Source organism: Pseudomonas sp. H1_A03, assembly GCF_054685145.1.
Genome location: NZ_CP162829.1, coordinates 4,752,306 through 4,764,950, shown reverse-complemented (window position 1 = coordinate 4,764,950; position 12,645 = coordinate 4,752,306). Strand labels below are relative to the sequence as shown.

Below are 12,645 nucleotides of genomic sequence, written 5' to 3'. Positions count from 1 at the left end.
AAAGGAGCGCTGCTATGCAATTAGTGTTTGAAGTCTGCAGTACCGCAAGCGGCGCGCCGCCTGCTCGCAAGACGTTTGATGGTGTCGGCGGTGTGATCGGCCGTGGGACAGGTTGTGACTGGGTCATCCCTGATGCCAGTCGCTTGATTTCCAGCCACCACGGCTTGGTCAGTTATCGAGAAGGTTGCTATTTCCTGACCGATATCAGCAGCAACGGTATCGGTGTGTCAGGAGGCGTGGAGCGTTTTTGCAAGGGCCAGGCCCGGCTGATCAGTGATGGAGATGTGTACCAGTTGGGCAGGCTGGATATTCGCGCCCGCCTGATGGCACGTGACCGGCAGGCTTTGGCTCGTGATGACGCGATTCCAGACGATGCGTACCTGGGGCTTGACCCTCTCGAAACACTGGACCGCGATCAACTTCACGACGATTCATCCGCACAGCAGGACGCTTTGCGCACGTCAACGCCGACAGCCGCCCAATCGCTATGTCAGGGGACTGTGGACCGCGATCACTTGGTCATACCGACGTGGGCTGAGCCGACCAGGGAGGTGATATCTCCCGAACCCATCACAGCCGCACCTGCCGCGCTGGAAACTTTCTGGTCGCAGTTCGCGCAAGCGTTGGGCCTGCAGGTGGACACGCTTGATACGCAGGGTCGCGAAGCCCTGGCGATCAGGGCGGCGGGCCTGCTCAGGCAAACCATCGAAGGCTTGCAGCAAAGCCTACGAACCCGTGACGAACTTAACAGTGAGATCAATGCGGCGTTGGCCGGCCCGCTGCTCAATACCCATAACCCACTGAAAACGTGTGCCGACAGCCACGCAGCCATGACGTTGTTGCTGGGCGCTGATGAGTCGAATCGCCTCTCCGCCGAGCAGGCAGTCGCTCAGGTGTACCGCGACTTGCAAGTTCACCAACTGGCCTTGGTCGTGGCTTGCCAGGCCGCCGTACGGGGTGCATTGACAGCCTTTGCACCTGGGCACCTGCTGCTGTGCTTCGAACGTGAGGGTAAGCCTCCCAGGTTCCTTACTGATGGTGCCCATTGGCGAGCGTACCAGCGCCACTATCGACGGCTGACTGTCGAGGAACCTTTGGGCGAGCAGTTGCTGCGTAATGACTTTTCCAAGGCCTACGAGGAGCAGGTGCGCCTGGTCTCTACCTTGCACGCCGGTTACCCAGGATGATGTCCATGTATCGAGTCGCTGTTACATCAATGCTGTTAGCGCTTGCCCTGGTGGCCGGCTGTAGCAGCCTCTCACCGTTTTCAACCCTGACCAAACTGGACCTGACATTGACGGCCAGCGACGAGGTCAATCCTGACCTTCACGGGCGTCCGTCACCGGTGGTGGTGCAACTGCTTGAGCTGCGGCACCCCGTGGCCTTTGAAAACGCCGATTTTTTCAGCCTCTACAGCCGGGCCGAGCAGACACTGCCCAAAGATTGGGTGAGCAGCGAGGAGTTGGAATTGCGGCCCGGCGAACAGATGACGCTCAAGCTCAGCGTTGAGCCGCACAGCCGTTATGTCGGCGTGCTGGCAGCCTATCGCGACTTGCCTCACGTGCAATGGCGGTTGGTGTTGCCCGTGGGCCCGGGGCAACTGACCCGTGCCGAAATCGTGCTGGACCAGAAGGGTATCCAAATGGCAGCGCCTCACATTGACAGGGCGGAGGATTGAGATGCAGATCCATAACGTTATCTGGCAGGAAGGCATGCTGCTAAGGCCCCAGCACTTGCAGCACAACGACCGCTACTACCATCGACAACTCAACCGTACTCGCCTGCTGAGCGGTGATGCCTGGGGTTTCCTGAGCTTGGACGTCGATGTGCAGTACCTCAACCTGGGCAAGGTGGTTGTCAACCAGGCCAGCGGTGTATTGCCGGATGGCAGTCTGTTCGAGCTGAGCGGCGCGGTGGAACCTTTGGTGTTGCAGGTTCCTGCCAATGCGGGCAGGCAAGCCGTGTACTTGGCATTGCCACTGGCGACGGAGAATCAGGTGGAAGTGCGCACTAGCGAGCAAGGCGATGTCCTGGCGCGCTACGTTGCCTGTGAAACGGAGATCGGAGACTCGAATGCCGGCGTCGATTCACGTTGCCAGATCAACTGTGCACGCCCGGATTTGCGCCTGATGCTGGGGGAGGGACCCAGCGATCCGTTCTACGTGAAACTCCAGGTCGCCCAAGTGCAGGATTCCACCCACGAAGGCGGCGTGAGACTGGATGCGGATTTTGTACCGACGTTCATCTATCTCCAGGGCTCGGGGTATGTGTCGTCATGCATCAAGGAGGTGATCAGCCTGCTGGCGACCCGTGGCGATGCGATTGCCGCGCGCATCCAGGCCAGTGGCGCCTCTGCAGGGGCGCAGGTCGGTGACTTTCTTATGCTGCAACTGATCAATCGTGCTGAGTTGATATTGCGTCACTACCTGAGTCAGCCCCAGGTGCGCCCGGAGGCGTTATATCGGGAGCTTCTGTCGATTCTCGGCGAATTGTCGACGTTCGCCAGCGACAACAAACGCGCGCAGTTGGCGGTGCAGTACCGACATGGCGACCAGGGGGCGAGCTTTCGCGGGCTGATGGAAGGCCTTCGCAGCGTGTTGTCGTTGGTGCTGGAACAACAGGCCATCGAGCTGCCGCTGCAACAACGTCAATACGGGGTGCTGGTCTGCCCGGTAAGCGATCTCAAATTGTTGGGCACCGCGACGTTCATTCTGGCGGCCACCGCCCAGTGCGATACGGAGGAGCTGCGTCATCGTCTACCGGCGCATCTCAAGATCGGTCCCGTGGAGCGTATCCGCGAGCTGGTGAACCTGCACCTTGCCGGCATCAAGGTCACACCGCTGCCGGTGGCGCCGAGGCAGATCCCGTTTCATGCCGGCAAGACCTATTTCATGCTCGAACTCAGTCCCCGTGACATCGCGCAGTTGGAGCAATCGGGTGGTTTTGCCTTCCACGCCAGCGGCGAATTCGCCGAGCTGGAACTCAACTTCTGGGCTATCAGGAACTGAACACCATGACTATGGACAGTGAATACCCGCAGGACGAAAAAACCGTGCTGCTTGACCGCGACGGGCTCGGCCCGGCGCAGGGGCCAGTTACGGACTTCCCATCGCCGCCCCGCTTCGAGCAACTGGAAGACCGAATGATTTATGCCGCCCACCTGCAGGGGGCACAGAACTTCAAAATGGGTTCCAACATCCTGATGGCAGCGGCCTGGGACCTTCTGTCGCAGGTTGTCCAGCTCAAGGTCAGTTCCGGTCGGGACAGCCTGCAGGGGCTCAATGACCAGCTTTCAGCGGGCGTCAACGCGTTTGAGACCCATGCCTTGCACCTGGGGGCAGAGCACAGTCAGGTGATGTCGGCGCGTTATGTGCTGTGCAGCGTCATTGATGAGGCTGTCGTCACCACGCCGTGGGGCAGTCGCAGCGACTGGTCAAAGAGGAGCCTGTTGAGCCGTTTTCACAACGAAACCTTCGGGGGCGAAAAGTTTTTCCAGTTGTTGGAGCGTTTGTCCCGCGACCCCGTCAAGCATGTGGCCATGCTGGAGCTTATGTACCTGTGCATGGCGTTGGGGTTTGAAGGCAAATACCGCGTCATGGCGCGTGGAAGGGCGCAACTGGAAACGTTACACGATGCTGTTTACCGCCAGATCAGGCATGTGCGAGGTGACCGGCTGCCGGTTTCCCTGTCGCCAGCGGCGGGTAGGGCATCCCGGGCACCGATACGCATCGTCTCCGCCACGTGGGTCGCGATATGCGTACTGGCCGCTTTGCTCGTGATGTATTCAGGGTTTGCCTGGGTGCTGGGCCAGGCGCGCATCACGACGCTGCAAGCTTCTCAATCTTCGGTGTCAGGCCTGTTTCAGACGTCCTCTTAACGCAGGGAGCAATGAATGAACGCATTCTTCAAGGGCGTGGGTACGGTACTGCGCAAGAGTTGGGTATGGAGCTTGTTGCTGGTGTTTTCCAGTGCGCTGCTGGTGTGGTTTTTCGGGCCTCTGCTGGCGGTGGATGACTACCGATTCTGGCAAGGCTCGACGTCCCGTCTACTGACCATCAGCGTGTTGCTGCTGTTATGGGGGCTGGCAATGGTCGTGGTGGGCGCGCGCCGTACCACGCAACTGAATCAGCCTGAGCACCATGAGCGTCATCAACGGCAGGAATTGATCAACAACGAAACAAGACACGTGCGCGAGCGCTTCAAGGAGGCGTTGCAGACGTTGAAAATCTCCCGTCGCTACGGTGAACGCAGCGAGCGTTGGCGTCATGCGTTGCCCTGGTACCTGTTGATTGGCGAGCAAGGCAGTGGCAAGACCTGCCTGTTGGCTGCCAGTGGCTTGCAATCTCCGCTCGACCGAGCTGAAGCGGCGACGCCAGGCATGACCCCATACTGTGACTGGTATTTTGCCGAAGAAGCCGTAATGGTCGAGACGGCTGGCCGGTACTTGGGCCAGCCAGACCATTCAGTCGATGCGGCGGGATGGTCGACACTGCTGGGTCTGCTCAAGTCCTGGCGCAGGGCGCGGCCGCTCAATGGCGTAATAGTGACGTTATCAGTCAATACACTTTTAAGTAGCAATGAGCACGACTTGGAGCGCCACGCACGTCATGTGCGTACCCGCCTGCATGACATCCAGCAGACACTGCATGTGGACGTGCCGGTGTACCTGGTGTTGACCCAGGCCGATCGATTGGCGGGGTTTGTCGAGTTCTTTGATGCGCAGCAGGGCGACGCTGCAGAAGATGTCTTGGGTGGGGGCCTGGTTGCAGGTGCGGACGGCATCGACATCGCCCAGGTGAAAGAATCGTTCGAAAACCTGTTGCAACGCCTGGGTGCGGAGCTGATCCCGCGCTTGCATCAGGAGCGAAACATGGAGCGTCGAGGCCGGATGCTCGACTTTCCCCGGCAGGTCGCACGCATCGGTGATCACCTGTGCCTGTTTATCGAGACTGCGTTTTCCGCCCATCGCTTCCAGCGCATCAACGGCCTGCGCGGGTTCTACCTGACCTGTGCGAAGACCGGCGATGTGCGCCCTCACTTCGTCCAGGGCCTGTTCAATCGCGTGATCTTTGCCGAGGCCAATCTCGCCGGTTTGCATACCTCTGAGCGGCAGCGTCTACGTCGGCGTCATGGGCTGCTGGCGCTGGCCGCCTCTCTGGTCATCGGGACGGCAGCGGCGTTATGGGCGCACAGTTACGCGTTCAACCATCAGCGGCTGACGCAACTGACGGAGTTGAGCAAAACCCAGCCCTCCAGCCAATACCGTTCGGACGAGGGCCTTGCGTTGCTGGCGTTGCTGGACAGTCGCCTGGCTGCAACAAAAGTATTTGCACCGCTGGCGCAGGTCCGATGGGTTGATCGGGCAGGGTTGTATCAGGGAGAAATAACTCGTCCGATGGTGGTCGGCGCCTACGAAGAAGCCTTGCGCCAGCAACTGCTGACCCATGTGACCATGTTGCTCGAAGGGCAGGTGCGAGGCAGCCTGCATGACCGCGAGCGGTTGCTGGACAACCTGCGCGCCTACCTGATGCTCAATCTGCGGGAGCGGCGTGATGCCGAGTGGCTGGCAGAGCATATGGCAGGCCAGTGGTCGGGGGATGCTTCGACGCATAAGCGTTTGAGTGAACACTTCACGCGGCTCCTTGAACAACCGTTTTTGGCGCCTTTGAATGATGAGTTGATCGCTCAGGCTCGCTTGGTATTGCGCGGTGAGTCGCTGGCTGAAGTGGTCTATCGGGCGCTGCGGGAACAAGCGCGGAACCTGGAACCGTACCGCCTGGCCGAAGGTCCGGCGTTCTCCAGGGGCGAGCCCCCCATACCGGGTTTCTATACCAAAAAATACCTGCAGTTCTTCGAGAAACAGGGCCATCAGTTGGTTAATTCCATTGCTCAGGATAACTGGGTGCTTGGCGAAGGCAGTGACCTCAGTGCGATGGATCTACGCAGGTTGATGCAGGCGTTGGAGCAACGCTATTTCAGTGAATACGCCGATGCCTGGAGTGACGCCCTGGGGCGGGTCAGGCTGTTGGAAAGTTCTAGTCTGAGACAAGGTGCGGAGCAGCTTGCAAGCCTGACCTCCGCTCAGTCGGCATTGGCGCAAATGTTGCAGCAGGTTCGCGAAAACACACGCTTATCGCCGAGCCTGGACCGACTTGATGCAGCAAGCCAGCAGGTCGGTGAGTTGGGCGCGGCAGCCACCAGCGTGCTGACCAGAACGTTATCGCGCCAGGCGCAGCCTGATCCTGCCCGGCGTGCGTTGCAGCGCCGCTTCGAGCCTTTGCATCAGTTGCTTGATGAAGAGCAGAACCCTGGGGCCGAGTTGACGCAGACCTTACGCTTGATCGATGAGCTGCAGCTGCAATTGTCGACACTGAACCGGGAGAGTTCGCCGGAGCAGGCTGCTTTCAGAATGGCCAGGCAACGCATGGACGGGCAGCAGCCGCTGTTGGGCAATCTGCGTGACGCGGCTGTCCGCTTGCCGCAACCGCTCAGGGGCTGGTTCGAAGGGGTGGCCGACCAGAGCTGGGGCCAGTTGCTTGATGGCGCGTATGGGTATGTGAATCAGCGTTATCAAAGTGAGGTCTATGGTTTCTATGCGAAGGCTATCCAGCGCCGATACCCCTTCGATGCTCACGCCGGCAGCGACGTTGCCCTTAGCGATTTCCAGGAGTTCTTCAAACCACGGGGCGCCATGGCGCGCTTTTATGAGGGTTACCTGCGGCCATTTGTCAGTGTCGAGGGCTCCCGTTATCGCATGCGGGCCCTGGAAGGCCGCAGCCTGCCGATGGCGCGCTCGCTCCTCGACCAACTGACCAAGGCACAGACCATTCGCCAGGGGTTTTTCACTGAGGACCAGGGTGATTGGGCCGTGCGTTTTACGCTGGCGCCCTACAGCCTGGACCAGGCCGTCAGCCGGGCGACGCTGCGAGTGGGCGACCAGCAGCTGGAGTACCGTCACGGCCCAATCGTGCCGATGGCGTTTCATTGGCCGAACGAGGCAGAAAGCGGTCGCAGCAGCCTGGTGCTGGAGCGCGGTGCGGAGCGGCCCCTTGGGATTGAAAAAGACAGTGGCGCCTGGTCGTTGTTCCGGTTTTTCGACCTGATGCAAAGCGAGCCTGCCAGTGGAAGGAATGCGCAGATACTCAAAGCCGACCTGGCCGGCCTGCGTGCTAATTACCTGCTCACCAGTCAACGCAACCCAAGCCCGTTCCAGATGGCGACATGGCGCACCTTCCGCCTGCCGGAGCAACTGTGAGCAGGGCGCACCCTTGGCGAAGTGCCGGGCGCACGGCGCAAGGCAAGCGCCGTGCGCGCAATGAGGACGCGTTCCTGGATTGCCCGCAAGGTGGTTGTTGGGCGGTCGCCGATGGAATGGGTGGCCATCAAGCAGGCAATGTCGCCAGCCAATGGGTGGTCAGCAGCCTTGCTGCGCTGCCGGGCCAAGGCGGCTTCGATCAACGGATCGGGGCTGTGCAACGCTGCCTGAGAGGCCTCGACAGTCAGTTGCAACCTGCCGATGGCGTGGCGGGCATCATGGGCAGTACGGTGGTGGTGCTGTTACTCGAACACGACCGTGCGGCCTGTATCTGGGCAGGAGACAGTCGATGCTACCTTTGGCGTGGGCAGCGCCTGTACCAGCTCTCGCGTGACCACTCCCTGCAGCAACACCTCATGGATAAGCAGCAACTGAGTCCAGAAATGGCCCAGGCTCATCCAGGCGCAAGGGCGTTGACCCGTGCAGTTGGAGCCCGGCAGCCACTGAGCCTCGAGATACTGGAGCTGCGTACCCATCCCGGAGATGTGTTTTTGTTGTGCAGCGATGGTCTGTACCAAGGGCTCAGCTGCAGGGAACTGGGGAGGGCCATGAGTGCAGGTACGCCACGGCAGGTGGTGGAGCAGCTATTCAGCGACGTATTGCGGGGGCCGGCGCGGGATGACCTCACCGCCGTGGTGGTCCAGTCATGAGCGCGGCGGCAGGTCCGCCTAACCTGCTGGCGGGGCGCTATCAGCTTGAACGAATCCTGGGTACCGGGGGCATGGGCGTGGTCTATCGGGCCCGGGACCTGATGCATGAGGCGTTCGGCGAGCCCGACTGCCGTGTGGCGCTGAAGCTGTTGGGCGAGACCCTTTCTGCCTCCGACGACGCTCATGTGTTGCTGTACAGCGAATTCGCCCTGACCCGAAGTCTGCGCCATGACCATGTGGTACGCGCATTTTCATTCGAGGTAGACACCACGCACCAACTGGCATTTTTCACTATGGAAGTGATGCCGGGCCTGACCCTGGATCGCATGCTCCCGGAGTGTCCGCAGGGGCTGGCATGGCAGGAGCTGCAACCCATGGCCCTGCAATTGCTGGATGCACTGGCCTATACCCATCGGCAAGGCGTCCTGCATGGGGATGTGAAACCGGCGAATATCATGGTGGGGGAGCAAGGGATACGCTTGTTCGATTTTGGCCTGGGCCATGCCGAGGCGCAGGCAAAAGCTGGGTTGCCGAGCTTGAGCCGCAGTCGCCTGAATGCCTGGACGCCGGCGTATGCGGCGCCTGAGCTGATAGCGGGAGGGGGGGCCGTCGGCCAGTGCCGATTTGTACGGGGCTGCCTGCGTGCTCTATGAACTGGCCGAAGGCCGCCGCCCCGGCGAACGCCAGCAGAATCAGCGACTGCGTCGGCCCAGGCAACTGCCCAGGCACTGTTGGCCTTCGTTGTGTTCAGCATTGGCGATGGACCCCGAGCAGCGAACGGTAGGCGTCGCCGAGTTGCGCGATGCGTTGGCGGGCCGGCGTCGTTGCTGGTTCCTGAGCTAGTGCGTCAACCGGGGAGGTCATGCAGCTGGCAGTACTCGCTCCAGCCCAGGCCCGCCATCTGCGCCACTTCCCTGTGCACCTCGAGGCGCTGGGCTTCGAAGGCTTCGGCGGACTCGGAGGTCAGTTTGAGGGTCAATTCCCAGGCAAACAGGCCTTGGCGTTCGGCTTCCGCTTCGAAGGCTTCATGCAGCCGCTCGGCGCGGTACTGCGCCAGGGTTTCGCCCTTGGCCTGGGCGGCCAGCGGGTTCAGGGTATTGAGTTCGGTGGCCACATCGGGGTGTTCGTTGAGGAACCTGTCCAGTGCTAACTGGTGGTTATCGCCAGGTGGTGACAAAGGCTTGCTCCAATCAAGGGCCGGATTCCGGTCGGTGGGATGCACAGAGGCGACGCGCGCGTTTGCGCAGCCGGCGGTGGGTCCAGGCGCGTATGGGGTTGAGTAAAAACAATAACAGATACGCGCTCAGCACGAGGGCCAAGTCCACAGAGCTATTGTTGGGGGACCCCGTCGCCCGTTCAATAACGCCCCTGCTGATCAACAGCAGCGCGACGCCGAACACCCACAGCAGCACGTTGAAAAACAGCGGGTGCCCCTTCATTGGCAGCTTACTTTGCATAGCCAGCTTATCTCCCTGGTGCCTGCTTCCTTTGCAACAACCTTCCTTGATCAGTTGCGCCCCCGGCGCCGCGAGCCTGCACCCATAAACACACAGGCAGTAAGTATTGAAGCAGATTCCGCGATTGGCCCAGCTTAGAAAAGTCAATTATTTGGAAATATTCAGCGAATTTCCTGTCATCCATTGTTGAAAAAACACCCGGAGGAATGGCAAAAAGCTTTCGCTCACTGTGCCTGGACGTGTAGCGTTAGCCCGTGTTTACGGCGCTGCCTTCCAGGGACAGTGGGCGATGGGCAGAGGGATGGGTCATGGCGCAAACGCTGTTCAAGCTTTTCTTCACCCAACGTCTGGCCGCCTTGGCCAGCACGGAGTCGCTGCGAGCGATCCGCGAAGGGTTGTTGTGGATCCTGCCGTGCCTGCTGGTGTCAGCGAGCTTTCTGATCCTGTCTGAATGTGCTCGCGTGCTTGGCTTCGACCCGCAGGTGGTGGCGTTCCTCGCCGGCCTCCACAATCAGATCAGCTCCGTCATCCCACTGCTGGTGGCCGCTTCCATTGGCTACATGCTGGCGATCCAACATCGCCTGCCGCAACTGCCGGTGGCATTCCTGTGCCTGGCTCATGTGGTAGTGGCGACGTTTGTCCTGCGGGAGTACCCGCGCGCCTCGGCCACCTTCGTACTGTTTATCGCGATTGCCTCGCCGCTGTTGAATGTGCCGGCGATTGCCTGGCTGCACCGTTACCGCTGGACCCGAGTGGTCAACGAAGACCTGGTGGGGCACAACCTGCGAGGTACGATCAACATGGTGGTGCCGGGGGCGATCACTGCCTTGGCGTTGGTGGCAGTGCTGTCCTTGTTGTTGCAGGTGCCCTATGTGGCCCAACTCCAAGGGCCGCAGGTACTCAATGCGTTGGAATCGCCCTACGGCAGCGGCCTGTTTGTGACATTGATGAATTCGCTGCTGTGGTTTTTCGGGATCCACGGTGTGTACGCCATGCAACCGTTGTTCGATGTGCTGGACCAGGCCGTAGTGCTGAATAGCACGGCGTCGGCAGCGGGCGAGCCCATCAAGTATGTGTTGAACAGCGGCCTGTTGGGCAGCTTTGCGTTTATCGGTGGTTCGGGCGGTGCATTGTGCCTGTTGCTGGCGATCCTGCTGTTCTCCAAGAGCCAGTCCATGCGCCTGTTGGCGGTGGCGAGTGTGCCGCTCTCACTGTTCAACGTCAGTGAAGTGCTGCTGTTCGGTTTACCGATCATTCTCAACCCGCGCTTGTTCATACCGTTTCTGATCGTACCGGCGTTGAACGCCACGGTGGCGTTAACCGTGGTGCAGATGGGCTGGGTGTCGCCGGCAGTGGTCAGCGTACCGTTCACGGCGCCTGTGCTGCTCAACGCCTATCTCAGCACCCACGGCGACCTGGCGGCGGTGGCGCTGCAACTGGCACTGCTGGCCCTGGGCACGCTGGTGTATGCGCCGTATGTGCACGCGATTCATCGCCAGGCCACTGAGGGCGGCACGGTCTACCTCAAGTCCCTGGACATGACCTTCCGTGGCCTTGAGGAAAAGGGCCGGTTGCGCGAGTTGGACCCGGTGCTCGCTTCGCACAAGACTTTGGCGCGCCAGGCCACTGAGCTGAGCCGCATCCAGCAGATCAGCGACTACGAGTTCTACCTCGAATTCCAGCCGCAGGTCTCGACTCGCACCGGCCTGTGCACCGGCTGTGAGGCGCTGATGCGAGCTCGTGATGCCCAGGGCACGGTGCATTCGCCGTGGGAGTTCCTGCAATGGCTGGCCCAGGCACAGTTGATGCCGGACGTGGATGTGTGGGTGGCATCCCAGGCGGTTCGCCAATACCAGAAGTGGCAAAAACTTGGCTTTGCCTTGCCGATGACCATCAATATTTCCAGCGCGACCCTGACCGACGCTGCCTATGGCGAGCGCCTTGTGGAGATTCTGGCCCAGGCCCACGGGCAGGTATCGGTGGAAATCACCGAGGACGCGCTGGTCAGTGATATCCAGGCCACGCGCCAGACCATCCAGAAGCTGCAAGCCATGGGTGCCAAGGTTTACATCGATGACTTCGGCACCGGGTTTTCGGCCTTGAGTTACCTGCACCAGTTTCCGGTGGACTTCATCAAGATCGACCGCAGTTTCGTGGTGGCCCAGCATGATCCCAAGGGCGCTCAGGTCATGACCGGCATGTTGCGTTTTTGTGAGGCCCTGAACTTGGGTGTGGTGGTGGAAGGGGTAGAGACTGCCGAGCAGTTGGCCTTCCTGAACACCGGCGCCGAATTGATTATCCAAGGCTGGTATTTCAGCAAGGCGCTGCCGGGCGATCAGTTGGAAGGCTTTGTGCGAGCGCGTGCCGCGTTAGCCGAGGGCTAATAACCGCGCTGGGTCTGCTCGATTTCCTCGACCAGGCTGTCTATTCCAGCCAGACGAGCCCGGTTGTCATGGTCCCAGGGGTGAAAACCGGGTTTGAAGTAATGCAACCACGGCACCAGCATCCGTGGGAAAACCCCCTTGGGCCCATACAGAAACTTCAGCATGCGCCAGAAGCCTTTCAGGTGCCCCCCCGATTTGCGGTCGGCAATCAGCAGGCGCAGGTGGAAATCGAATACCACCAGCCAGAAGAGCAACGTGGTGGTCAGCATGGTCCCGGTGCGTAGCAAGTAACGCTTGGGGCCGGGCTTGATCACGCGGTTCCACACGTCGAAGGCTACGGCCTTGTGTTCGGTTTCCTCCAGGGCGTGCCAGTACCACATCTGCTGGTAGCCTTTGAGTGAATGGCCGAAACGTGTCGGGTCGCTCAGGAGTATTTCCGCCAGCATTGCGGTGTAGTGTTCAAGCGCAATGGTCACCGCGAGGTTGAAGGACGGCGGCAGGTGTTTTTTCTGCAGGTCGAGGATGAATTTAAGCCGTCGGTCCAGGGTGTGTGCCGGCAATCCTGCCTCTTGCAGCAGGTTGTTGTAGGCCACGTGCTCACGGCTGTGCATGGCCTCCTGGCCGATAAAACCCTGGACCTCTTTCTTCAGTTCAGGGTCATCGATGTGCTGGCGGTAGTGGCGCACGCTGTCCATGAAAAACAGCTCGCCCTGGGGGAACAACAGCGACAAGGCGTTGAAAAAATGCGTGATGAACGGACCCTGTTCATGCCAGTCCTTGATGCGCTCGGCGGGCAGGTCAAAATGGATGTCACGGCGGATCGGTAACATAGTGCATGC

Annotated in this window: 10 protein-coding genes and 1 pseudogene; 8 read left to right on the top strand and 3 right to left on the bottom strand. The window is 60.4% G+C overall.

The features are described 5' to 3' along the window. Positions 1-14: 14 nt before the first annotated feature. The 7 genes and pseudogenes from tagH (at position 15) to AB4O35_RS22150 (ending at position 8,808) form a co-directional block, all read left to right on the top strand. Complete coding sequence (gene tagH / locus AB4O35_RS22180) at positions 15-1,187, top strand: type VI secretion system-associated FHA domain protein TagH (protein WP_065908852.1); 1,173 nt, start codon at positions 15-17, stop codon at positions 1,185-1,187. Between the two features lie 5 nt (positions 1,188-1,192). Continuing rightward, positions 1,193-1,678 (top strand): type VI secretion system lipoprotein TssJ, encoded by a 486-nt coding sequence (gene tssJ / locus AB4O35_RS22175; protein WP_065908850.1) that lies wholly within the window; start codon positions 1,193-1,195, stop codon positions 1,676-1,678. A gap of 1 nt (position 1,679) precedes the next feature. Beyond that, positions 1,680-3,008, top strand: coding sequence for a type VI secretion system baseplate subunit TssK (gene tssK, locus AB4O35_RS22170; RefSeq protein ID WP_065945342.1), 1,329 nt, complete (start codon positions 1,680-1,682; stop codon positions 3,006-3,008). Positions 3,009-3,013: 5 nt separating this feature from the next. Further along, the gene (icmH, locus tag AB4O35_RS22165) at positions 3,014-3,877 is read left to right on the top strand and encodes a type IVB secretion system protein IcmH/DotU (RefSeq protein WP_175402978.1); all 864 of its coding nucleotides are present in this window, start codon (positions 3,014-3,016) and stop codon (positions 3,875-3,877) included. A 15-nt stretch (positions 3,878-3,892) separates the two neighbouring features. Beyond that, complete coding sequence (gene tssM, locus AB4O35_RS22160) at positions 3,893-7,255, top strand: type VI secretion system membrane subunit TssM (RefSeq protein WP_065945343.1); 3,363 nt, start codon at positions 3,893-3,895, stop codon at positions 7,253-7,255. Beyond that, the gene (locus tag AB4O35_RS22155; protein WP_139113176.1) at positions 7,252-7,965 is read left to right on the top strand and encodes a PP2C family protein-serine/threonine phosphatase; all 714 of its coding nucleotides are present in this window, start codon (positions 7,252-7,254) and stop codon (positions 7,963-7,965) included. The genes tssM and AB4O35_RS22155 overlap by 4 nt, the downstream gene beginning before the upstream one ends. After that, a pseudogene (locus AB4O35_RS22150) lies at positions 7,962-8,808 on the top strand (serine/threonine-protein kinase). Before AB4O35_RS22155 ends, AB4O35_RS22150 begins: the two are co-directional and overlap by 4 nt. 4 nt (positions 8,809-8,812) lie before the next feature. Here AB4O35_RS22150 and AB4O35_RS22145 read toward each other — a convergent pair. Together AB4O35_RS22145 and AB4O35_RS22140 are read right to left on the bottom strand one after the other, a co-directional pair. After that, a complete protein-coding gene (locus AB4O35_RS22145; protein ID WP_065872012.1) occupies positions 8,813-9,142 on the bottom strand; it encodes a DUF6388 family protein in 330 nt (109 codons plus the stop codon). A 13-nt stretch (positions 9,143-9,155) separates the two neighbouring features. Further along, the gene (locus tag AB4O35_RS22140; protein ID WP_065880700.1) at positions 9,156-9,422 is read right to left on the bottom strand and encodes a hypothetical protein; all 267 of its coding nucleotides are present in this window, start codon (positions 9,420-9,422) and stop codon (positions 9,156-9,158) included. A 308-nt stretch (positions 9,423-9,730) separates the two neighbouring features. On the opposite strand from AB4O35_RS22140, the gene AB4O35_RS22135 reads away from it, so the two are divergent. Beyond that, on the top strand, positions 9,731-11,806 hold the full coding sequence (locus tag AB4O35_RS22135; RefSeq protein ID WP_065872010.1) for an EAL domain-containing protein: 2,076 nt from the start codon (positions 9,731-9,733) through the stop codon (positions 11,804-11,806). Here AB4O35_RS22135 and AB4O35_RS22130 read toward each other — a convergent pair. Continuing rightward, positions 11,803-12,636: a metal-dependent hydrolase gene (locus AB4O35_RS22130; RefSeq protein WP_065872009.1), complete on the bottom strand. Its 834-nt coding sequence runs from the start codon at positions 12,634-12,636 to the stop codon at positions 11,803-11,805. The genes AB4O35_RS22135 and AB4O35_RS22130 overlap by 4 nt on opposite strands. Between the last annotated feature and the right edge of the window lie 9 nt (positions 12,637-12,645).

Excerpts from the sequence above, each read along its gene's own strand:
- tssM (WP_065945343.1), top strand. The coding sequence starts at position 3,893 with ATGAACGCATTCTTCAAGGGCGTGGGTACGGTACTGCGCAAGAGTTGG.
- tssK (WP_065945342.1), top strand. The coding sequence starts at position 1,680 with ATGCAGATCCATAACGTTATCTGGCAGGAAGGCATGCTGCTAAGGCCC.
- tssJ (WP_065908850.1), top strand. The coding sequence starts at position 1,193 with ATGTATCGAGTCGCTGTTACATCAATGCTGTTAGCGCTTGCCCTGGTG.
- icmH (WP_175402978.1), top strand. The coding sequence starts at position 3,014 with ATGACTATGGACAGTGAATACCCGCAGGACGAAAAAACCGTGCTGCTT.
- AB4O35_RS22135 (WP_065872010.1), top strand. The coding sequence starts at position 9,731 with ATGGCGCAAACGCTGTTCAAGCTTTTCTTCACCCAACGTCTGGCCGCC.
- AB4O35_RS22140 (WP_065880700.1), bottom strand. The coding sequence starts at position 9,422 with ATGCAAAGTAAGCTGCCAATGAAGGGGCACCCGCTGTTTTTCAACGTG.
- tagH (WP_065908852.1), top strand. The coding sequence starts at position 15 with ATGCAATTAGTGTTTGAAGTCTGCAGTACCGCAAGCGGCGCGCCGCCT.
- AB4O35_RS22130 (WP_065872009.1), bottom strand. The coding sequence starts at position 12,636 with ATGTTACCGATCCGCCGTGACATCCATTTTGACCTGCCCGCCGAGCGC.